This window comes from Pseudarthrobacter sp. fls2-241-R2A-168 (assembly GCF_030209335.1).
GTDB lineage: Bacteria > Actinomycetota > Actinomycetes > Actinomycetales > Micrococcaceae > Arthrobacter.
The window spans coordinates 204,891-225,510 of record NZ_JARVSG010000033.1; the positions used below are offsets into that span (position 1 = coordinate 204,891).

At 65.8% G+C, this 20,620-nt stretch carries 17 protein-coding genes; 13 read left to right on the forward strand and 4 right to left on the reverse strand.

Annotated features, from left to right (window positions below; genetic code table 11):
- Positions 1 to 16: 16 nt before the first annotated feature.
- A complete protein-coding gene (locus tag QRN11_RS17065) occupies positions 17 to 1,291 on the reverse strand; it encodes a helix-turn-helix transcriptional regulator (protein WP_502935045.1) in 1,275 nt (424 codons plus the stop codon).
- A 128-nt stretch (positions 1,292 to 1,419) separates the two neighbouring features.
- Here QRN11_RS17065 and hxlB point away from each other — a divergent pair, with 128 nt between their 5' ends.
- Both hxlB and hxlA read left to right on the forward strand, forming a co-directional pair.
- Positions 1,420 to 2,028 (forward strand): 6-phospho-3-hexuloisomerase, encoded by a 609-nt coding sequence (gene hxlB / locus QRN11_RS17070; RefSeq protein ID WP_142065100.1) that lies wholly within the window; start codon positions 1,420 to 1,422, stop codon positions 2,026 to 2,028.
- Between the two features lie 57 nt (positions 2,029 to 2,085).
- Positions 2,086 to 2,709, forward strand: a complete 624-nt coding sequence (gene hxlA, locus QRN11_RS17075; protein WP_285313743.1) for a 3-hexulose-6-phosphate synthase — start codon at positions 2,086 to 2,088, stop codon at positions 2,707 to 2,709.
- A 76-nt stretch (positions 2,710 to 2,785) separates the two neighbouring features.
- On the opposite strand, the gene QRN11_RS17080 is transcribed toward hxlA, so the two are convergent.
- Positions 2,786 to 4,342 (reverse strand): glycoside hydrolase family 32 protein, encoded by a 1,557-nt coding sequence (locus QRN11_RS17080; protein ID WP_285313774.1) that lies wholly within the window; start codon positions 4,340 to 4,342, stop codon positions 2,786 to 2,788.
- A gap of 270 nt (positions 4,343 to 4,612) precedes the next feature.
- On the opposite strand from QRN11_RS17080, the gene QRN11_RS17085 reads away from it, so the two are divergent.
- The 5 genes from QRN11_RS17085 to QRN11_RS17105 all read left to right on the forward strand — a co-directional run bounded on the left by QRN11_RS17085 (position 4,613) and on the right by QRN11_RS17105 (position 10,424).
- On the forward strand, positions 4,613 to 6,049 hold the full coding sequence (locus QRN11_RS17085; RefSeq protein WP_285313744.1) for a GH32 C-terminal domain-containing protein: 1,437 nt from the start codon (positions 4,613 to 4,615) through the stop codon (positions 6,047 to 6,049).
- A gap of 51 nt (positions 6,050 to 6,100) precedes the next feature.
- Positions 6,101 to 7,435, forward strand: a complete 1,335-nt coding sequence (locus QRN11_RS17090; RefSeq protein ID WP_285313745.1) for an ABC transporter substrate-binding protein — start codon at positions 6,101 to 6,103, stop codon at positions 7,433 to 7,435.
- 81 nt (positions 7,436 to 7,516) lie between these two features.
- Positions 7,517 to 8,398, forward strand: coding sequence for a carbohydrate ABC transporter permease (locus QRN11_RS17095; RefSeq protein ID WP_285313775.1), 882 nt, complete (start codon positions 7,517 to 7,519; stop codon positions 8,396 to 8,398).
- Positions 8,395 to 9,297: a carbohydrate ABC transporter permease gene (locus QRN11_RS17100; protein ID WP_285313746.1), complete on the forward strand. Its 903-nt coding sequence runs from the start codon at positions 8,395 to 8,397 to the stop codon at positions 9,295 to 9,297. The genes QRN11_RS17095 and QRN11_RS17100 overlap by 4 nt, the downstream gene beginning before the upstream one ends.
- A 38-nt stretch (positions 9,298 to 9,335) precedes the next feature.
- The gene (locus QRN11_RS17105; RefSeq protein ID WP_285313747.1) at positions 9,336 to 10,424 is read left to right on the forward strand and encodes a LacI family DNA-binding transcriptional regulator; all 1,089 of its coding nucleotides are present in this window, start codon (positions 9,336 to 9,338) and stop codon (positions 10,422 to 10,424) included.
- 108 nt (positions 10,425 to 10,532) lie between these two features.
- On the opposite strand, the gene QRN11_RS17110 is transcribed toward QRN11_RS17105, so the two are convergent.
- Positions 10,533 to 11,747, reverse strand: coding sequence for an MFS transporter (locus QRN11_RS17110; protein WP_285313748.1), 1,215 nt, complete (start codon positions 11,745 to 11,747; stop codon positions 10,533 to 10,535).
- 102 nt (positions 11,748 to 11,849) lie between these two features.
- A complete protein-coding gene (locus QRN11_RS17115; RefSeq protein WP_285313749.1) occupies positions 11,850 to 12,521 on the reverse strand; it encodes a GntR family transcriptional regulator in 672 nt (223 codons plus the stop codon).
- 152 nt (positions 12,522 to 12,673) lie between these two features.
- Here QRN11_RS17115 and glyA point away from each other — a divergent pair, with 152 nt between their 5' ends.
- From glyA to QRN11_RS17145, 6 genes are read left to right on the forward strand one after another with little or no spacing between them, the layout of a single operon-like run.
- Positions 12,674 to 14,014 (forward strand): serine hydroxymethyltransferase, encoded by a 1,341-nt coding sequence (glyA, locus tag QRN11_RS17120; RefSeq protein ID WP_285313750.1) that lies wholly within the window; start codon positions 12,674 to 12,676, stop codon positions 14,012 to 14,014.
- A complete protein-coding gene (locus tag QRN11_RS17125; RefSeq protein WP_285313751.1) occupies positions 14,011 to 15,231 on the forward strand; it encodes a sarcosine oxidase subunit beta family protein in 1,221 nt (406 codons plus the stop codon). The genes glyA and QRN11_RS17125 overlap by 4 nt, the downstream gene beginning before the upstream one ends.
- 31 nt (positions 15,232 to 15,262) lie before the next feature.
- Complete coding sequence (locus QRN11_RS17130; RefSeq protein ID WP_091419219.1) at positions 15,263 to 15,676, forward strand: sarcosine oxidase subunit delta; 414 nt, start codon at positions 15,263 to 15,265, stop codon at positions 15,674 to 15,676.
- Complete coding sequence (locus QRN11_RS17135) at positions 15,673 to 18,615, forward strand: sarcosine oxidase subunit alpha family protein (RefSeq protein ID WP_285313752.1); 2,943 nt, start codon at positions 15,673 to 15,675, stop codon at positions 18,613 to 18,615. Before QRN11_RS17130 ends, QRN11_RS17135 begins: the two co-directional genes overlap by 4 nt.
- On the forward strand, positions 18,608 to 19,246 hold the full coding sequence (locus QRN11_RS17140) for a sarcosine oxidase subunit gamma (RefSeq protein ID WP_285313753.1): 639 nt from the start codon (positions 18,608 to 18,610) through the stop codon (positions 19,244 to 19,246). The genes QRN11_RS17135 and QRN11_RS17140 overlap by 8 nt, the downstream gene beginning before the upstream one ends.
- Positions 19,247 to 20,620, forward strand: coding sequence for an L-serine ammonia-lyase (locus QRN11_RS17145; protein WP_285313754.1), 1,374 nt, complete (start codon positions 19,247 to 19,249; stop codon positions 20,618 to 20,620).

The window sequence follows — 20,620 nt, forward strand, 5'->3', positions numbered from 1 at the left end:
AAGCGCGTTAATCGCGTTAACGCAGGCCGTTGCTGTGTGCGAGCGCCATGGCTTCCGTACGGGAGGAGGCGCCGATCTTCCGGTACAGGTTGCGGAGATGGAACTTCACGGTGTTCTCGCTGATGTGCAGTTTCGCGGCGATACCGCGGTTTCGCTGCCCTGCGGCAAGCAGCTGCAGCACCTCGACTTCCCGCTCCCCCAGGTTCCAGTCGGCCGCCTCTGCCAGTGGACGGGCCGGCGGGTCCAGCGGGAGGGTGACGGCGACGTCGGCACCCCAGCCGGGCATCACGTCCACGCCCATACTGCCGTTGAGGGCCTCGACGCGCTGGACCAGGCGCGCCATGGCCGGCGCCGAGGCGGACAGTTCGCCGGGGCCGTCGTCGCGCACGTTGATGAGCAGGTTCACGCCGTCGCAATCCCACTGCGTCCGGACCCGGCGGACGCCTTCCTGGTCCACCATTGCCAGCACCAGGCCGCGCACAATGGCCCTCGCTGCGTGCGCAACCTCGCCGGGAAGCGCCCGGCCGTTGACCGGCGGTTCGATGAACTGCACGTCGATCCCGCTGAAGCTCATCAGCGGGCGAAGGTCCTCGCGGAGCCGCTGGAAAGCTGAGGCTACAGGCTCTTCGACGAGGTCCGTGGTCCGGTCGCTGAGTGTGCGCAGGCCCACCAGGGCTTTGGCGGCGACGTCAGTTGCGGCGGTGCGGGCGGCAGCGTCGGCCAGCGCCGGCGACCTGAGCGCAGCCAGCAGGGTCTCGAGGGTGGTGGAGTGCTGGTCCACCAGTTCGGCCGTCACGCGCAGGCGCTCTGCAGATGCGGCGCGGGATTCTACGAGGTACGACGGCGGCGCATCAGCCACCTTTTCGCGGATCCGTTCGGCCGCCAGGCGCCACAGGTAGTTGAGCAGCCAGTGCGGGTCCGGCCCAGTGTCGGAGCCTGGAATTGGCTGCGGGTCGGAGAGGACCAACAGTGCGTTCCTGGGCGACGTCATGGCGAGAATCTGCCGGATTCCGCCGCCGAAGGCGGCTTCGCCGCGCCACGTCCCGGCGTCCGCGTCGGCGAGGAGCGTGGCCCGGATGGCGTCGAGTTCGGCGATCGAGACCCGGCTGATGATGGCCTCGGCACCGGACTTCTTCTGCGGGCGGCCGGTGCAGTCTTCGGTGAAAATCACCAGGGCAGTCGATTCCCAGTAAGGGCTGGCGGCCTCCCGCAGCCGGTGGGCGATCTCCATCAGCGGAGCAGTGGCCAGATCGGCGACGGCCTCAAGCAAGGCGGTATTGGGGTGTTCCACCTGCCCAGTGTACGGGCGCAGCGCGAAACAGCTACCCCTTTGGGTAGCAAGGACCGTCCGATCATGGCGTTGGACCCACCCGCCGGACGGGCGAGCATTGAAGGGTCACAACGTCCAAGGAGGTACGCATGAGCGCTATCGCAGCAGCAACAGACCCGGCCCATACAGCCCCCGGCACGTCCCGTGCCTTTGACCAGAACCGCGCCTTGGTCCTGGACGAGATCAGCGCCGTCTTCCGGCGGATCGATCCCGAAGAGGTGGCCGCCCTGGTGACGGAGCTGAGGCTGGCCGACAGGATCTTCGTGACCGGCGCCGGCCGCAGCGGCCTGGTCCTGAAAATGGCGGCGATGCGGCTGATGCACCTCGGACTGACCGTGCACGTGGTGGGCGAAACAACATCCCCCGCCATCCGGGCCGGCGACTTGCTGCTCGCAGCCTCCGGTTCCGGCACCACCGCCGGCGTGGTGAAGGCGGCGGAAACCGCCGTCGCCCAGGGCGCCCGCGTGGCCGCCTACACCACCAGCAAAAGTTCCCCGCTGGCCAATGCCGCGGCCGCCGTCGTCCTGATTCCTGCGGCACAGAAGACGGACCACGGCTCGGCGGTAACCCGGCAGTACTCCGGGAGCCTCTTCGAGCAGGTGCTGTTCGCCACGACCGAAGCCGTGTTCCAAAGCCTGTGGGACGAGGACGCCGCCGCCCCGGAGGACCTCTGGCAGCGCCACGCGAACCTCGAATGAGTTGCACCCTCCCTCATCAAGCCTCCTCAACAACCCGTCAACCGAAAGAGATACAACATGAAACTGCAAGTCGCCATGGACGTCCTCACCATCGAAGCCGCCCTCGACCTTGCCGGCAAAGTCGCCGAATACGTGGACATCATTGAACTGGGCACGCCGCTGGTGAAGAACGCCGGGCTGTCCGCCGTCACCGCTGTCAAGACCGCCCACCCGGACAAGATTGTGTTCGCCGACATGAAGACCATGGATGCCGGCGAGCTCGAGGCGGAGATCGCCTTCGCCGCCGGCGCGGATCTGGTTTCCGTCCTTGGCAGCGCGGACGATTCCACCATCGCCGGGGCCGTGAAGGCGGCCCGGGCACACAACAAGGGGATTGTGGTGGACCTGATTGGCGTTGCGGACAAGGTCACCCGGGCCAAGGAAGCCCGTGCGCTGGGTGCCAGGTTCATCGAATTCCACGCCGGCCTGGATGAGCAGGCGAAGCCCGGCTACAACCTGGACGTGCTGTTGAACGCCGGCGAAGAGGCCCGCGTCCCGTTCTCCGTAGCCGGCGGCGTCAACCTTTCCACCATTGAAGCGGTGCAGCGTGCAGGTGCTGACGTGGCCGTCGTCGGCGGGTCCATCTACAGCGCCGACGACCCCGCCGTCGCTGCCAAGGAACTGAAGGCCGCGATCATCTAACGCTTGTTGATTGAGCTTGTCGAAATCACGACGGCGGCCCTCACCTTCTGGTGCGGGCCGCCGTTTCGCGTTGCGGCTATTCGAACGAACGGATGGTGATGCCGGAGAAGGTGGCCGCGCCGCCGTCGGAGTACAGGGAAATCCCGGTGTCACCCTCCGCAAAATGCACCTGTTGCGAGAGCACCGTGTGGCCGGCATTGACGAACACTTCGACGCTCTGCGTGTCAACGAAGATCCGCAAATGTACCGAGCGCGCGGCGGGATCAATGGGTGCCGTCGCCCGCGTGAACGGGACCAGCGAGAAGCCTGGCTGGTCCGACGGCGCCCGGTCCACGTACAGCTCGTTGACGTATTTGCCGATGTTCGTGTGCCCTGCACCGTCACTGGAACGGCCCACCGAAACCCCGACGTTCGCGGCCGCCTCCCACGATATGTCCAGCTCCAGCTCGTAGGCCCGGCCGCACCACGGCAACACTGTGCTTCCGTTCACTGAGCGGTCCGGGAGGGTGGTGGTGGCCGTAACGTACTGTGCCAACGCCGTGACCGGGCTGCTGAGCAGCGAGTACCACCCGCCTGCCTGACGTTCCAGGCGCAGCTCGCGGACGATCGAGTTCTGGCCGTTGTACCCGTCGGTGGCATCCGTGGGAACATCACGGGCGGCGTACTTCCAGTTGTTCATCCAGCCGATCGCGTACCGCCGGCTCTCCGGGGCCTCACGCGCGGGCCAGGTGACGGCGCCGTACCAGTCCCAGCCCCAGTCGAGCCATTGCGGGTTGCTGACGTCGTCGGCGAGGAACTGCTCCCCGTCCCACGTTCCGGTCCAGTAGGCGTAAGTCATGGGCAGCCCGATGCTGTAGGCGTCCATGCTGGCGCCGAGCACCCAGTGCCGGGAACCGTCACTCGCTGTCATTTCGAACAGGTCCGGGCACTCGATCCCGCCCAGGGCGTGGTTCGGAAAGTCGAAGTTGCGTTTGAGCTGCCAGTTACGCAGGTCCGTTGACGTATAGAAGGCCGCGTACCTGGCGCGGCCAATGACGCACACCCATTCACTGCGCGCCTCATCCCAGTGGATCTTCGGGTCGCGGAACCACTCCGCATTCTCGATCTCCGCCTGCGTGGTGGCGGTCCGGCCGTCGCTGTTAAAGATCACCGGATCGGGCAGTGCGGTGAAGGTGTAGCCGCCGTCAGTTGACCAGTAGAGGTATTGCTCCTGGTACTTACGGATGCCGCCCGTGGGCTGCGTGGCCAGCACAACAATGGCGCCGGCCCCGAACCCCGCAGTATTGGCACTGTCCACAACGGCTGAGCCCGACCACACGGGGAAGTCCGGCTGAAGCGGCAGTGCAACTCCATGGTGGGTGAAGGACACGCCATCGGCGGTGGTGGCGTGGTCCCATCCGCCCTGGCCGTTGTTCTGCGTGGAATGCAGGTAGTAGAGATGGTAGGCGCCGTCCAGGTAGACCGGGCGCTGCGGGTCGCAAAGCCAGCCGGACGGCGGCGTCATGTGATAAGCAGCCCGCAGGGACCCCTGGGCGAGGGCAGGACCGGCAGACGCGGCGCTGCTGATGAATAGCGCGAGGGCTCCTGCTCCTGTGCCCTGCAGGACATGGCGGCGGGAAATGGCATGGGTCATCATTGACTTCCTCTCGTGGGGGCGGCTCTGCCCGTGCGCCCGGTGGTGCGCCTTCGTTGGCGTCGGGTCGCCGTTCTGATTAAGCGCTTTAGCAGGAGAAGCTACCGCCGGAGCGACTTCCTGGTCAAGCGTTTAGGCAAAAAGTCCAGCCGCTGTTCGCAACTTCCACTGCTCGCGGATTGAACTTTGCTAAAACGCTTGATCACGCAGACGATTAGCGCTACCTTCGAGGTGATCAAACGCTTTAGCAGAAAAAGGACATCAACGCTGATGAATCACCCGATCTTCTTCCAGCCCGCCGATGCCTGGGTGGGGGACCTCATCCCTTTCCAGCACGACGGTGAGTTCTGGCTCTTCTACCTCCACGAGGTCCGTTCCGAACCAAAACCGGGAACCGCCTGGAACCTCGTCACCACCAAGGACCTGATCCAGTTCCAGGACCACGGAGTGTCCCTCCCGCATGGAACGGACGCGGACCTGGACTTCAACGCCTATACGGGCAGCATCGTGGTGGATGAATCAGGCGTCCACCACTTGTTCTACACCGGGCAGAATCCGAACAACCTGGGACCGGACGGGCTGCCCTTGCAGCTGGTCATGCACGCCACCAGCACTGACGGCATGCGCACCTGGGTGAAGCACCCTGAGCTCACGTTCGGCGCACCCGCCGGCTACGAGTCCGGCGACTGGCGGGATCCTTTCGTTTTCCGGGATGAGGCAGCCGGCCAGTGGCGGATGTTGATCGCCGCCCGGCACTCCGAGGGACCCGAGCGGCGCCGCGGCGTCATCGCCCAGTGCACCTCCCGGGACCTGATCACCTGGGAGTACACCGAGCCGTTCTGGGACCCCCGCCGCTACATCACCCACGAATGCCCGGACGTGTTCTCCTGGGGCGGCTGGTGGTACATGGTCTACTCCGAGTTCTCGGAAAACTTCACCACCAGGTACCGCATGTCCAGGAGCCCCGACGGCCCCTGGACGGTACCGGCCCAGGACTCCATCGACGGGCGGGCCTTCTACGCCTCAAAATCCGCGGAACGGGACGGCCGGCGGTTCTTCTTCGGCTGGATCGCCAGCAAAGAAGGAAATTCCGACGACGGCGCCTGGCAGTGGGCGGGCACCATGGCAGTTTTGGAGGCCCGGCAGAACTCCGACGGGACCCTGGGCTTCGGCTTCGCCGACGAACTGGTGGACAGCTTCTGGGACGAGGTGCCGCTGACCTTCAACCGTGAGCTACCCGCGCGGCTCCATGTACCGGACGGCTACTCAGCCACCATCTCCAACGAGGACCTCCCCGGCCAGTTCTACGCGAAGGCAGTGCTGGACATCGAACCTGGCACCACCGAATGCGGACTGCTGCTTCGCGCCAGCCCGGACGGCGACCACTCCTACGTCCTCCGCCTCGAGCCCAAGCGCGGCCGGCTGGTCTTCGACCGGTGGCCCCGGGCTATCAGCGGCGACGCGCAGTGGCATGTTTCCGGCGATGTCGCGTTCGAGCTGGAACTCGAGCGCCCCTGCGACCTCAGCCCCGGCCGGCACACCCTGGAAGTCGTCGTCGAGGGCGATCTGTGCGTCGCCGTCGTAGACCGGCAGGTGGCACTCAGCACCAGGATCTACAACCTTCCGTCGGGGCGGATTGGCCTGTTCGCCGGCGAAGGCTCAGCCACCGTCACAGATTTTGAAGTACGCAAACGCACCAGCAACTAAATCCCTGTCCCTCCCCAAACCCCTCCGTTCCAATCAAGGAAGATTGCCGCAATGAAAAATATGCTCCGCGCAGCCGCCGCCGCAGCTGTCACCGTCCTCGCCCTGACCGCCTGTGGCGGCGGCAGTTCCACCGATCCCTCGAATGTCAGTCCGGCAGGCGAGGTCAAACCCCGCGAAATCTCGTGGCTGCTGTCCCGCCCGGCCGACGGCGCCGTCATCAACATCATGACCAAGCTTGCCGATGACTATGCCAAGGACCACCCGGGCTTCAAGCTGAACCTCATCACCACCCCCGACCGGCCGTCCTACATCCAGAAGCTCGAGACCCTGGCCGCCGCCAACAAGCTGCCCGAGTTGTTCGATACCGACGCCACACCTTTCGCGCAGCAACTGGCCAAGCAGGGCAAGATGGTGGACGCCGACAAGCTGCTGAAAACCTTGGACCTCTACGACGACTACCGTCCCGGTGCGCTGGACTACCAGCGGTTCGATGACGGGTCCCTCTTTATGATTCCGTTCCAGTTCGAACTGGAATTCATCTGGTACAACAAGGCCCTCCTGGAGAAGGCCGGGGTGGCCGTCCCGAAGTCGCTGGACGACATCCCCGCCATGTGCACCTCCCTCCGCAACGCCGGGATTACCCCCATCGCCATCGACGGCCAGGACCAGTGGCCGCTGGAGCGCTACGTCGCCTACCAGCCGTTCCGGGAAGCCGGGCCGGACTTTGTCCAGAAGCTGAAGAAGGGCGAAGCGAAGTTCACCGATGCCGCCGGGCAGAAGACCGTGAACTGGATGGCGGAGCTGGGCAAGGCAAAGTGCTTCCAGGAAGGCTTCTCCGCCCAGGGCTACTCCGACGCGCAGAACCAGTTCACCTCCGGCCAGGCCGCGATGTACAACATCGGAACCTGGGAACTGCCCAGCCTGGCCACCGACAAACTGAACCCGGCCGTCCGCGACGATATCGACTTCTTCACCCTGCCCACCACGGCGGGATCGGCGACGTCGGCAAACGAGTTCGTCTCGCCGTCGGGGATTGGCATGGCCGTCAACGCCAAGACCTACGATCCGCTGGTAAGTGACTTCCTGAAGTTCGCGCTGCAGAAGTACCCCGCGGAATATGCCGCCACGGGAGCTCTCTCCCCCACCACCACGGTGGAAACCACCGTCCCGGCCAACGCCACCCCGCTCTACCGGAAGGCACTTGACCAGGCCAAGGACCTGGGCTCGAAGCAGGCCATGCCGTGGGACACCCAGCTTGATCCCACCACGAACGGCCGGCTGCAGCAGGAGCTCGTCCTGCTGGTGCAGGGCAACATCACGCCGGATCAGTTCACGGCCACCATGGACAACACCATTGCGCAAAACGCCCCGAAGTTCTTCAAGTAGGCACTGCTTCTTCCAGTAACCACTGCGGCGGGGGACCTTCCAGGTCCCCCGCCCGAAAGGCCCGCCATGCAACCCAACAGGATGCTTCCCAACAGGTCACGGACCTCGGTCCTGGTCTTCCTGCTCCCGCCCCTGCTGCTCTACGGCGCAGCGGTACTTTTCCCGATCCTGCAGTCGCTGTTCCTCAGCTTTTTCTCCTGGAACGGCATCAGCGACATGGAATTCGTGGGGCTGGACAACTATGTCCGGATGTTCGTTGCCGACGACATCTTCTGGCGCGCGTTCCTGAACGCCCTCCTCTACCTGGCCATCTGCCTGGTCCTGCAGCTGGGCGGCGCCCTGCTGGTGGCCAGCCTGCTCACCTCGCTCAGCCGGGGACGCGAACTCATCAAGACCCTCTACCTGCTGCCCGCGATCATTTCCACCGTGGCCATCGCGTTCCTGTTCGTCCGGATCTACTCCATCGACCCCGTGGGCCTGCTTAACCAGCTGCTGCACTGGATCGGGCTGGGCGGCCTGGAGCGGCCCTGGCTCTCGGACGTCAACACCGTGCTCGCCGCAGTCTCGGCGCCGGAGGGCTGGCGCTTCACCGGGCTGTACATGCTCATCATTTACGCAGCCCTGATTGCCGTGCCCAAGGAACTGGAGGAAGCCGCAGTCCTGGACGGAGCCTCCCGTTGGACCCTGTTCACCAAAATCCGCTTCCCGTACATCCGGCCGGTCTGGATCACCACCACCATCATGGCCACCACCTACGGCCTGCGCGGCTTCGACATCCCCTACCTGATGACCAACGGCGGGCCGGGACAATCTTCCGAACTGCTGACCACGTACATGTACAAGACCGCATTCACCAGCACGGACTTCGGCTACGCCAGTACCATCTCCGTCTTCATCGTCGTTGAGTGCCTCGTCGCCGTCGGCCTCATCCTGTTCCTGCTCAAGCGGAAGGCAGAGTCATGACCATCCAGGCACCCCCAGCCAGCCCACCCGCAGTGGTTCCGCCCCGCCCGGCAGTCTCCCGCCGCCGTCGTAAGCCCAACCTGTTCCGGACGCTCTCCCGCGTGCTGATCATGCTCATTGTGATTGTCCAGGTCTACCCGCTCGCGTGGCTGTTCCTGACCAGCCTGCGGACGGAACACGACTTTGCCACGGGCGATCCCTTTGCCCTCCCCAGCTCCCTCACGTGGGACAACTACGCCAGGGCCTTCGAAACCGGGGACCTTGGCCGGAATATCCTCAACAGCTTCATCGTGACCATGGGTGCCAATATCCTGATTGTCCTGTTCGGCATGATGGCCGCGTACGCCATCCAGGTGCTGGGGTTCCGGCTCAGCAAACTGGTGCGCGGGCTGTTCCTGATCGGCATCATCGTCCCGGTTCAGATCGCGCTGGTCCCGCTGTTCATCGACTACTCGGCGGTGAACCTGCTGGACACGTACCAGTCGATGATCATCCCGCTGGCCGGCTTCTCGCTGCCGATGTCCGTGTACTTGTTCTCGTCGTTCTTTGAATACATTCCCCGCGAAACCTACGAGGCAGCTTCCCTGGACGGCGCCGGCCCTTACCGGATCTTCGGGCTGATCACCCTGCCGCTGTCCCTGAACACGGTGGTGACGGTGGTGCTGGTCAACAGCATCTTCATCTGGAACGACTTCATCTTCGCCAACACGTTCGTGCTGTCCGAGGACCTGAAGACCATCCCGCTGGGCCTGCAGAACTACATCGGCGCCATGGGCAAGGTGGACTGGACGGCAACCTTCGCGGCTGTGTGCGTCACCATCACCCCGCTGCTGCTCGTGTTCCTGGTGCTGAACAAGGCCATGATCCAGGGGCTGGAGAGCGGGGCGACGAAGGGATGAGAGCGCCAACAGATGGATATACTCCTGACGGAGGGCAGATGAGTTCAATGGAGAAAAGTTCAGGGGAGGCGGCGCCTGCTGGCCGCTCCCGGCGGACCCCGGAACGCGCCCATCCTGTCACCCTGCGGGAGGTCGCCGAAGCTGCCGGCGTTTCCACCGCCACCGTCTCACTGGTGGTCAACAAGAAAAAAAGTGCCCGGATCGCCGAAGAGACCCGGCAGCGCGTCAAGGATGCCATCCGGACCCTCGGCTACCGGCCGAATGCCATGGCCAAGACGTTGGTCAGCGGAACCTCCCGCTTCATTGGGCTGGTGGCCGACGGCGTTGCCACCACCCCCTTTGCCGGCCAGATCATCCATGGCGCCCAGGACGAGGCGTGGAAGCACGGTTATGCCCTCCTGATCGCCAACACCGAGGGCAACGGCGAGCTGGAGCAGGACGCCATCCAGATGATGCTCGAGTACAAAGTGCGGGGCATCCTCTACTCCACCTGGTTCCACCGTCAGACCGACATCCCCGCACCGCTGCGGGAAGCGGACTTCGTCCTGGTGAACTGCTTTTCCCATGAGCCCGGTGCCCGCGCCGTGGTTCCGGACGAGGTCCAGGGCGGGCGCTCGGCCACGGAGATCCTGCTGCGGCACGGCCACCGCCGGATTGCCTTCATCAACGCCACCATTCCCGCCCCGGCCAAGGACGGCCGGCTCCAGGGGTACCGAGAGGCACTTGAGGAGGCGGGGGTTCCGTTCGATCCCGAGCTGGTGATGGAAGCGTATCCGGACCAGGAAGGCGGATACGGGGCCACCGGGGCGCTCCTCCAGCGCGACGTGACGGCGGTGTACTGCTACAACGACCGGATGGCCATGGGCCTTTACGACGGCCTGCGGGAACGCGGGTTGTCCATCCCAGACGACATCGCCGTGGTGGGTTTCGACAACCAGGAAGTCATCGCCGCGCATCTTAGGCCCCCGCTGTCCACGGTTTCGCTGCCCCATTACGAACTGGGCGCGGCGGGGGTGCGGATGCTGCTGGAGCTCGAGGGGGCACCAGAGATGGCGGCCAACGGGGTGGCGAAGATGTACTGCCCCACCGTGGAACGGACGTCAGTCAAGGCCCAGGCGCGGGCCTGACCTGGTTTCGATACAGCAACGCGGGGTCACTTATGGCCCCTCCGAGCCGGGAAATTGGGCCGGAAGTGACCCCGCGTTGGAGAAAAAGTACGACGACGGGTGGCGGCGTCATGTCGAGGCGCTGATCACCCGGTTCCGCCCCGCGAGCACGCCCGTCATGGCGAGGACCGCCATGATCCCCGCGGTGACCAGGAGCGGAAGCGTCCAATCTCCGCTCAGATCGCGAAGCCCGCCGAACACTACCGGCCCAACGGCAGCGAGGCCATAGCCAACGGACTGCGCCATGCCGGACAACGACGCCGCCTGCGGATGGTTCACGGTCCGGAGGCTGAACAGCGACAGGGCAATGACAATGAGGCTTCCGCATCCGATTGCCCCCAGAACAACCCACATCAGAATTAGGTCCGGCGCGATTGCCAGGCCCAGGAACGTCACAACCATCGCCGCTCCGCTGGCGAAGGAAACAAGCCGCTGGTCCGAACCGCGGTGAAGAATTCCGCCTGCCCCGAGGCTTGCGAAAACGCTGACGAGCAGGAAAAGGGACAGATGGATTCCGGCGGTAGCGGCCGGGACCCCGCGGCTTTGTTCGATGGTTGGCAGCCAGGCCATCAGGACGTAGAAGGCGATCGACTGAAGTCCCATGAAGATGGTCACCTGCCAGCCCAAGGCTGATGCCCAAGGCGACCGGTAGGAGACCGCCGGCTTGGCGGCGTCCACACTGCCGGAGCTGTGCCGGCGGAGCCATGGCAGGAGCACCGCCATGGCGATGAGGGCAAGTCCCGCCCAGATACCGAGGGCAAGCCGCCACCCTGCGGGGGACGTTTGCGCCACGGGCACGACGACGGCGGCCCCCATGGCGGCGACGGCGGCCTGGGTGGCGGTGTAGCTCCCCGTCAACTGACTGACCCTCATGGGAAAGTCGCGCTTGACGAGGGAGGGCAGCAGGACGTTGAGGAACGCGATGGCCAGACCGATCATTGCCGTGCCCGCCCAGATCAGGCCGGGCACAGGCAGGGAGCGGAGCACGATGCCCGAGGCCAGGATCAGCAGGGACATCCACAGCGCACGGTCGAGGCCCAGACGGGAAGCGAAGGCGGGCGCCACGGGTGAGAAGACTGCGAAAGCAATAAGCGGAAGCCCGGTCAGGAACCCTGCTGCAGCACTTGTCAGGTCAAGATCGCCGCTGATGTTGGCGAGCACCGGACCCACGCTGACAAAGGACACCCGAAGGTTGACGGCGATGAGCAAAACGCCGATGAAGGCGAAGCCGAACCTGACGGTGTGGTCCTGGGCGTTCCGGGTGGTAGCGGGCCTGGCGCGCATTCCATCCTTTCAAGGGCGGGAGACCGTCCCGGTTTATGCGGCGTTAAGTGAGAGAGGGTCCCGGTTTATGCCGCGTTAACTGAGAGAGGGTCCCGGGGCGGGCTAGAGGATCTTCCGGATGGTTTCCTCGAAACTGGTGACGTGGTGCAAGGCCAGCTCCCCTGCCTTGTCCGCGTCGCCGGCGGCCACCGCCTTGAGCAGATCCACGTGCTCGGTGATGTGTCCTGTCACCGAGGGGACCTTGTCCAGCACCACGCACCAGATCCGCGTGGCCAGGTTGTCGTAGCGGATCAAGGTGTCTTCCAGGTGCGGGTTGGCCGCGGCCTTGTAGATCAGCCGGTGCACCATCAGGTCGTAGCGCATCAGGTCGCGTGATTCGCCGGCGCCGGGATCGATGCTTGCGATGGCATCGGCCACGTGCAGCAGTTCCCGGCGCATGCTTTCGCTGGCCCTGTCCGCCGCGCGGCGCGCCGCGAGGGGCTCCAGCAACTCCCGGATCTCGGACACGTCAGCCAGCTCTGTAAAGTCCACGTTGGTGGCAAAAGTCCCGCGGCGGGGATACGAAATCACCAGATGGTCCACCTCGAGCCGCTTGATCGCCTCGCGGACGGGAGTACGGCCAAAGCCGAGCTCGGCGGCCAGCTGGCCATCATTGATGGGCTCGCCGGGACGGATTTCCAGCATGATCAGCTTGTCGCGCAGCTGCCGGTAGGCGGCCTCCGCCTGCGACGGCGCTTCCTCCTCCGCCGGCGTCAGGGCAAGAAGTGCATTCAAGGGCTGCTCCGTTCTTCGATACCCGCCAGATCCGAACTCGTAGCTTCCACCCGCTTCGGTCCAGCTATTGACTCTGCTGTGATCCCAATCATACCATTGACCTCACACTGATATATCAGTCATTGAACAAGTGGTATTTCAAAGGAGCATCCGTGGTTGAGCAGTTGAACGAGCGACTTTCCGCAGTCGATCCCGAAGTCCAGCAGGCCATTGCGCAGGAGCTGGTGCGCCAGCAGTCCACGCTGGAAATGATCGCCTCCGAGAATTTCGCCCCGTCCGCCGTGATGGAGGCTCAGGGTTCTGTCCTTACCAACAAGTACGCCGAGGGCTACCCGGGCAAGCGCTACTACGGCGGCTGCGAGCACGTTGATGTGGTTGAGCAGCTGGCCATCGACCGGGTCAAGGCCCTGTTCGGCGCAGAATTCGCCAACGTCCAGCCGCACTCCGGCGCCCAGGCCAACGCTGCCGCCATGTTCGCCCTGCTGAACCCGGGCGACACCATCATGGGCCTGAGCCTGGCCCATGGCGGCCACCTGACGCACGGCATGAAGATCAACTTCTCCGGCAAGCTCTACAACGTGGTGCCGTACCACGTGAGCGAATCCGACCTCCGCATCGATATGGCCGAGGTGGAGGCGCTGGCCCTGGAGCACCGTCCCAAGCTGATCGTTGCCGGCTGGTCCGCCTACTCCCGCCAGCTGGACTTCGCCGAGTTCCGCCGCATCGCCGACCTCGTTGGCGCCTACCTCATGGTGGACATGGCGCACTTCGCCGGCCTGGTTGCGGCCGGCCTGCACCCGAACCCGGTGCCGTACGCAGACGTTGTCACCACCACCACGCACAAAACCCTGGGCGGCCCCCGCGGTGGCGTGATCCTTGCCAAGGAGCAGTACGGCAAGAAAATCAACAGCGCCGTCTTCCCTGGTCAGCAGGGCGGTCCGCTGGAGCACGTGATCGCCGCCAAGGCCGTGGCCTTCAAGCTCGCGGCCTCCCCCGAATTCAAGGAGCGCCAGGAGCGCGTCCTGCAGGGATCCAAGCTTCTCGCCGAACGGCTCCTCCGCGACGACGTTGCCGCAGCAGGAATCTCCGTAGTCAACGGCGGCACCGACGTCCACCTGGTCCTCGTGGACCTCCGCAACTCCGAGCTGGACGGACAGCAGGCCGAAGACGCCCTGCACCGCATCGGCATCACCGTGAACCGCAACGCCGTGCCCTTCGACCCCCGCCCGCCGATGGTCTCCTCCGGCCTGAGGATCGGGACCCCCGCGCTGGCCACCCGCGGCTTCGGCGCCACCGAGTTCACCGAAGTTGCGGACATCATCGCGACGGCGCTCATCGCCGCTGCGGGCAACGGCACCATTGGTGAGGCCACCGTCGTCGAACTCCGCGCACGCGTCACGGCCCTTGCCGAACAGTTCCCCCTGTACCCCCACCTCAGCGAAGGCTCCGACGTTGCCGCCTTCGAAGCAGATTTGATTGGAGCCACCAAGTGAGCGCAGACCACCTCCCCGAGCACCCGGACTTCCTCTGGCGCAACCCTGAGCCCAAGTCCTCCTACGACGCCGTGATTGTGGGCGGCGGCGGGCATGGCCTGGCCACCGCCTACTTCCTGGCCAAGAACCACGGGATGACCAACATCGCCGTCCTGGAAAAGGGCTGGCTCGCCGGCGGCAACATGGCCCGGAACACCACCATCATCCGCTCCAACTACCTCTGGGATGAGAGCGCGGCCATCTACGAGCACGCCCTCAAGCTCTGGGAAATCCTCCCCGAGGAACTCGAATACGACTTCCTCTTCAGCCAGCGCGGCGTGATGAACCTCGCCCACACCCTGGGTGACGTCCGCGAAAGCATGCGCCGCGTCGGCGCCAACAAGCTCAACGGTGTGGACGCCGAGTGGCTTGACCCGCAGCAGGTCAAGGAACTCTGCCCCATCCTGAACATCAGCGACAACATCCGCTACCCCGTGATGGGCGCCACCTACCAGCCCCGTGCAGGCATCGCCAAGCACGACCACGTGGCCTGGGCCTTCGCCCGCAAGTGCGACGAGATGGGCGTGGACATCATCCAGAACTGCGAAGTCACCGGCTTCGTCAAGGACGGCAACCGCGTGGTGGGCGTCAAGACCAACCGCGGCACCATCAACACCGAAAAGGTGGGCCTCGCCGCTGCCGGCCACAGCTCCGTCCTGGCCGAAATGGCAGGCTTCCGGCTCCCCATCCAGTCACACCCGCTGCAGGCGCTGGTGTCCGAACTGCACGAGCCGGTCCACCCCACGGTGGTGATGTCCAACCACGTGCACGTCTACGTCTCCCAGGCCCACAAGGGCGAACTGGTGATGGGCGCCGGTGTTGACTCCTACAACGGCTACGGCCAGCGCGGTTCCTTCCACGTCATCGAGCACCAGATGGCTGCCGCCGTCGAGCTCTTCCCCATCTTCGCCCGGGCCCACGTGCTCCGGACCTGGGGCGGCATCGTGGACACCACGCTGGACGCCTCGCCGATCGTGGGCAACACCCCGGTGGAGAACATGTTCGTGAACTGCGGCTGGGGCACCGGCGGCTTCAAGGCCACCCCCGCCGCGGGCATGACCTTCGCCCACAACATCGCCACCGGCGAACCGCACAGGCTGAACAAGCCGTTCGCACTGGAGCGCTTCGAGACCGGCGCGCTGATCGACGAACACGGCGCTGCCGCCGTCGCCCACTAGCCGCCAGACGCACTTTAGAAAGAAGACGCACATGCTGCTCATCTCCTGCCCCAACTGCGGCTCGCGCGACGAGACCGAGTTCCATTACGGCGGCCAGGCCCACGTGGCCTACCCGGAAAGCCCCAACGAGCTGACAGACCGCGAATGGGCCGAATACCTGTTCTACCGGGACAACACCAAGGGGGCCTTCGCCGAGCGCTGGCTGCACAGCACCGGCTGCCGCCAGTGGTTCAACATGCTCCGCGACACCGTCACCTACGAGATCCAGGCGATCTACCCGATGGGCTCGCCCCGGCCGGACGCCGCAGGCAAGGTGACCGCCGAAACCGGCACTGCCAGCACCGCCGCTGACAGCACCACCACCGGAAGCGCGGCACCCAGCATCGCTGCCACGAGCACTTCCCCCACTTCCAGCACCACCGCCCCGGAAGGAGCAACCAAGTGACTTCCCAGAACGCCCGCCTCGCCGCCGGCGGACGCATCGACCGCACCATCTCCTGGCGCTTCACGGTGGACGGCGAAGAGTTCACCGGCCACCCCGGTGACACCCTCGCTTCCGCCCTGCTGGCCAACGGCCGCGTCGCCGCCGGCAACTCGCTGTACGAGGACCGCCCGCGCGGCATCATGTCCGCGGGTGTGGAGGAAGCCAACGCGCTGGTCCGGGTCGAGCCCCGCTTCCCCGGCCACGTGGCCGAGTCCATGCTTCCCGCCACCACCGTCACCCTGGTGGACGGGCTCAAGGCGGAATACCTCAACGGACTCGGCAAGCTGGACCCGGCCGATGACCGCGCCGAATACGACAAGAAGTACGTCCACACCGACGTCCTGGTGATCGGCGGCGGCCCCTCCGGCCTGGCAGCAGCCCGCGAGGCCGTCCGCAGCGGCGCCCGCGTAATGCTGCTGGACGACCAGCCCGAACTGGGTGGTTCCCTCCTCTCCGGCTCCACCGCATCCGAATTGGCTGAGACCATCGAAGGCAAGCCCGCCCTGGAATGGGTGGCTGACGTCGAGGCCGAGCTCGTCTCCGGCTCCGAATCCACCGTGCTGAACCGCACCACTGCCTTTGGCGCCTACGACGCCAACTACGTGATCGCCGTCCAGAACCGGACCGACCACCTGTCCTCCCCCGCCGCTTCCGGCGTATCGCGCCAGCGTATTTGGCACATCCGTGCCAACCAGGTGGTCCTGGCCCCCGGCGCCCACGAACGCCCGCTGGTGTTCGAGAACAACGACCGCCCAGGCATCATGTTGGCCTCCGCCGTCCGCAGCTACCTGAACCGCTACGCAGTGGCAGCTGGCCAGCGCGTGGTCATCAGCACCACCAATGACAGCTCCTACGCCCTGGCCGCGGACCTGCGGGCTGCCGGCGTCAAGATCGCCGCCGTGGTGGACGCCCGTCCTCAGCTCACCGACGTGGCGGCAGCCGCCGTCGAAGCCGGCACCCGCGTGCTGATCGGCAGCGCGGTGGCCAACACCTCCGGGGACAATGACGGCCGCCTGGACGGCGTCACCGTCCGCAGCATCAACGACGACGGCGAACTCACCTCGGGCATCGAAAAGATCGCCTGCGACCTGCTGGCTGTGTCCGGCGGCTGGAGCCCGCTGGTCCACCTGCACTCGCAGCGGCAGGGCAAGCTGCGCTGGGACGAAGACCTGGCCGCGTTTGTGCCCAGCACGGTAGTCCCCAACCAGCAGACCATCGGCTCGGGCCGCGGCTCCTTCGAGACCACAGACTGCCTGGCCGAGGGAATCTCCGCCGGTGCTAAGGCGGCCATCGCTGCCGGCTTCAGTGCCGCCGTCGAACCTTCCCCGCTGGGTGAGCCTAAGGCGTCAGCCCCCACCCGCCAGCTGTGGCTGGTGCCGGGCGAGCAGGGCACTCCGGACGACTGGCACCACCACTTCGTGGACTTCCAGCGCGACCAGTCCGTGGCTGACGTGCTGCGTTCCACCGGCGCCGGCATGCGGTCCGTGGAGCACATCAAGCGGTACACCTCCATCAGCACCGCCAACGACCAGGGCAAGACCTCCGGCGTCAACGCGATCGGCGTCATCGCCGCCGCGCTGCGCACCGCAGGCGAAGCTTCCCGCGGCATCGGCGACATCGGCACCACCACCTACCGGGCACCCTTCACCCCGGTGGCGTTCGCGGCACTGGCCGGACGCCAGCGCGGCGAGCTGTTCGACCCCGCCCGCGTCACCTCCATCCACCCGTGGCACGTCGCCAAGGGCGCCCTGTTCGAGGACGTGGGGCAGTGGAAGCGGCCCTGGTACTACCCGCAGGCGGGCGAGGACATGGACGCCGCCGTGCTCCGTGAGTGCGCCGCCGTCCGCGACTCCGTGGGCTTTATGGACGCCACCACCCTGGGCAAGATCGAAATCCGCGGCAAGGACGCCGGCGAGTTCCTGAACCGGGTCTACACCAACGCGTTCAAGAAGCTCGCCCCGGGCTCCGCCCGCTACGGCGTGATGTGCACCCCTGACGGCATGATCTTCGACGACGGCGTGACCCTGCGCCTCGACGAGGAAACCTACTTCATGACCACCACCACCGGCGGCGCCGCCAAGGTGCTGGACTGGCTGGAGGAATGGCTGCAGACCGAGTGGCCGGAGCTGGATGTGCACTGCACCTCGGTGACGGAGCAGTGGAGCACCATCGCCGTCGTCGGGCCCAAGTCCCGTGAGGTCCTGGCCAAGGTGGCACCGGAACTGGCCGCGAACGGCGGGCTGGACGCTGAAGCCTTCCCGTTCATGACCTTCCGCGAAACCACCCTCGCCTCCGGCGTCCGCGCCCGGGTCTGCCGCATCTCCTTCTCCGGTGAACTCGCCTACGAGATCAACGTGCCGTCCTGGTACGGACTCAACACGTGGGAAGCCGTGGCAGCCGCCGGCGCCGAATTCAACATCACCCCCTACGGCACCGAGACCATGCACGTTCTCCGCGCCGAAAAGGGCTACCCGATCGTTGGCCAGGACACGGACGGCACCGTCACCCCGCAGGACGCGGGGATGGAATGGATCGTTTCCAAGGCCAAGGACTTCATCGGCAAGCGGTCGTACGCCCGGGTTGACGGACAGCGTGAGGACCGCAAGCACCTGGTGAGCGTCCTGCCGGTTGACGGCGGCATCAGGCTCCCCGAAGGCACTCAGCTCGTGGAGAAGGGCCGTTCCACCAACCCCGCCTACGGGCCGGTCCCGATGGAAGGCTTCGTCACCTCCAGCTACCACAGCGCAGCACTGGGCAGGTCGTTCGGCCTGGCCCTGATCAAGAACGGCCGCAACCGGATCGGCGAAACCCTTGTGGCAGCCGCCGGCGATCAGCTGGTGGACGTTGTTGTCGCAGAAACCGTACTTTTTGACCCCGAAGGAGCCCGCAAAGATGGCTGAAACAGCAGCACCCGCAAACTCCGCCCAGAAGGACCTCTCCCTCCGCGTCAGCCCGGCAGCCCCGCTCAGCGAAGCCTTTGAATCCGGCTCCGTCCAGGGCGTGGTGGAACTGCGCGAAGTCTCCTTCCTCACCATGGTGGGCCTCCGGGTTGACCGGAACAGCGACGCCGGACAGCGCATAGCCGCCGTCACCGGCGGACTGCCCGCAGCGTGCGGCGGGGTCAGCGGCACGGGCGATACCTCTGTCCTCTGGCTCGGACCGGAAGAATTCCTGGTAGTGGCACCGACGGAAGCCCACGAGTCCCTCGGCGGCGACCTGATCCAGGCACTGCGCGAAGCCCTGGCCGACGGCGCAGGCCAGGTGGTGGATCTCTCCGCCAACCGCACCACCTTCGAGCTCATCGGACCGCGCGCCCGTGCAGTCCTGGAAAAGGGGTGCTCCCTGGACCTGCACCCCCGCGTCCTGTCGGCCGGCACGGCGCTGTCCACCGAAATCGGCAACATCCCCGTGGTGCTGTGGAAGACCGGCGAGGAGTCCTTCCGGATCTTCCCCCGCGCCTCGTTCGCCGATTTCCTGGGCCGCTGGCTCCTGGACGCCATGCGGGAGTACGCCTCCCCCGAGGTCCCCTAAATGGCGCTCAGCGTCCTGGACCTTTTCTCCGTTGGCATCGGGCCCTCCTCGTCACACACGGTGGGCCCGATGCGGGCAGCGAAGCTGTTCGCCGACGGGCTCAAAGGCGAAGGACACCTGAGCTCCACCACGCGGGTCCAGGCCGAACTGTTCGGTTCCCTCGGTGCCACCGGGCGGGGCCACGGCTCGGACAAGGCTGTGGTCCTCGGTTTCAAGGGCCTCGACCCGGAAACCGTGGACACCACCACCGCCGATGACCAGGTGGCCGCCGCCGCGCTTGACGCCGAACTGTGGATCGGGGGCGACCACCGGGTGGACTTCAACTGGGACGAGGATGTGGTGCTGCACCGCCGCAAATCCCTCCCGGCCCACCCGAACGGCATGACCTTCCGGGCTCTGGACCACTCCGGCGCCGTGCTCAGCGAGCGGAGCTTCTATTCCATTGGCGGCGGCTTCGTGGTGGACGGCGATGCCGACGCCGGCGACCGGATTGTGGAAGATTCCACCGTCCTGCCCTACCCCTTCAGCACCGCCGACGAACTGTTGGAGATCTGCCAGCGCGAGGGTATGTCCATCTCCGACGTGATGCTGGCCAACGAGCTGGTGTGGCGGACAGAAGCGGAACTCCGGGAAAAGCTGCTGGGGCTGTGGGCCGTGATGCGCGAATGCGTGGACAACGGCTGTGCCGCGGAAGGAATCCTTCCGGGCGGGCTCAACGTCCGCCGCCGCGCGCCGTCGTTATTCCAGACCCTGACTGCGGATACCGGAGTAACCGACCCGCTCCGGGCGATGGAATGGGTGAACCTGTTCGCGCTGGCCGTGAACGAGGAGAACGCCGCCGGCGGGCGGATCGTCACCGCGCCCACCAACGGCGCGGCGGGCATCGTCCCGGCGGTGCTGCACTACTACGTGAAGTTCGTCCCTGGCGCCAACGACGACGGTGTGGTCCGCTTCCTGCTGGCCGCGGCCGCCGTCGGAATCCTGTTCAAGATCAACGCCTCCATTTCCGGCGCCGAGGTGGGCTGCCAGGGTGAAGTGGGTTCCGCCTGCTCTATGGCCGCCGCCGGGCTCTGCGAAGTGCTGGACGGGACGCCTGCCCAGGTGGAAAACGCCGCCGAGGTGGGGATTGAACACAACCTGGGCCTGACGTGCGATCCGGTGGGCGGACTGGTGCAGATCCCCTGCATCGAGCGCAACGCCATCGCCAGCGTGAAGGCCATCAACGCCGCCCGCCTTGCCCTGCACGGCGACGGCAGCCACAAGGTGTCCCTCGACAAAGCCATCAAAACGATGCGCGAAACAGGAGCCGACATGAAAACCAAGTACAAGGAAACCTCCCGCGGAGGCCTTGCCGTCAACGTAATCGAGTGCTGA

Coding starts and splice junctions, on each gene's coding strand:
- hxlB (WP_142065100.1), top strand. CDS start 1,420: ATGAGCGCTATCGCAGCAGCAACAGACCCGGCCCATACAGCCCCCGGC.
- hxlA (WP_285313743.1), top strand. CDS start 2,086: ATGAAACTGCAAGTCGCCATGGACGTCCTCACCATCGAAGCCGCCCTC.
- QRN11_RS17080 (WP_285313774.1), bottom strand. CDS start 4,342: ATGACCCATGCCATTTCCCGCCGCCATGTCCTGCAGGGCACAGGAGCA.
- QRN11_RS17085 (WP_285313744.1), top strand. CDS start 4,613: ATGAATCACCCGATCTTCTTCCAGCCCGCCGATGCCTGGGTGGGGGAC.
- QRN11_RS17090 (WP_285313745.1), top strand. CDS start 6,101: ATGAAAAATATGCTCCGCGCAGCCGCCGCCGCAGCTGTCACCGTCCTC.
- QRN11_RS17095 (WP_285313775.1), top strand. CDS start 7,517: ATGCTTCCCAACAGGTCACGGACCTCGGTCCTGGTCTTCCTGCTCCCG.
- QRN11_RS17100 (WP_285313746.1), top strand. CDS start 8,395: ATGACCATCCAGGCACCCCCAGCCAGCCCACCCGCAGTGGTTCCGCCC.
- QRN11_RS17105 (WP_285313747.1), top strand. CDS start 9,336: ATGAGTTCAATGGAGAAAAGTTCAGGGGAGGCGGCGCCTGCTGGCCGC.
- QRN11_RS17110 (WP_285313748.1), bottom strand. CDS start 11,747: ATGCGCGCCAGGCCCGCTACCACCCGGAACGCCCAGGACCACACCGTC.
- QRN11_RS17130 (WP_091419219.1), top strand. CDS start 15,263: ATGCTGCTCATCTCCTGCCCCAACTGCGGCTCGCGCGACGAGACCGAG.
- QRN11_RS17140 (WP_285313753.1), top strand. CDS start 18,608: ATGGCTGAAACAGCAGCACCCGCAAACTCCGCCCAGAAGGACCTCTCC.
- QRN11_RS17145 (WP_285313754.1), top strand. CDS start 19,247: ATGGCGCTCAGCGTCCTGGACCTTTTCTCCGTTGGCATCGGGCCCTCC.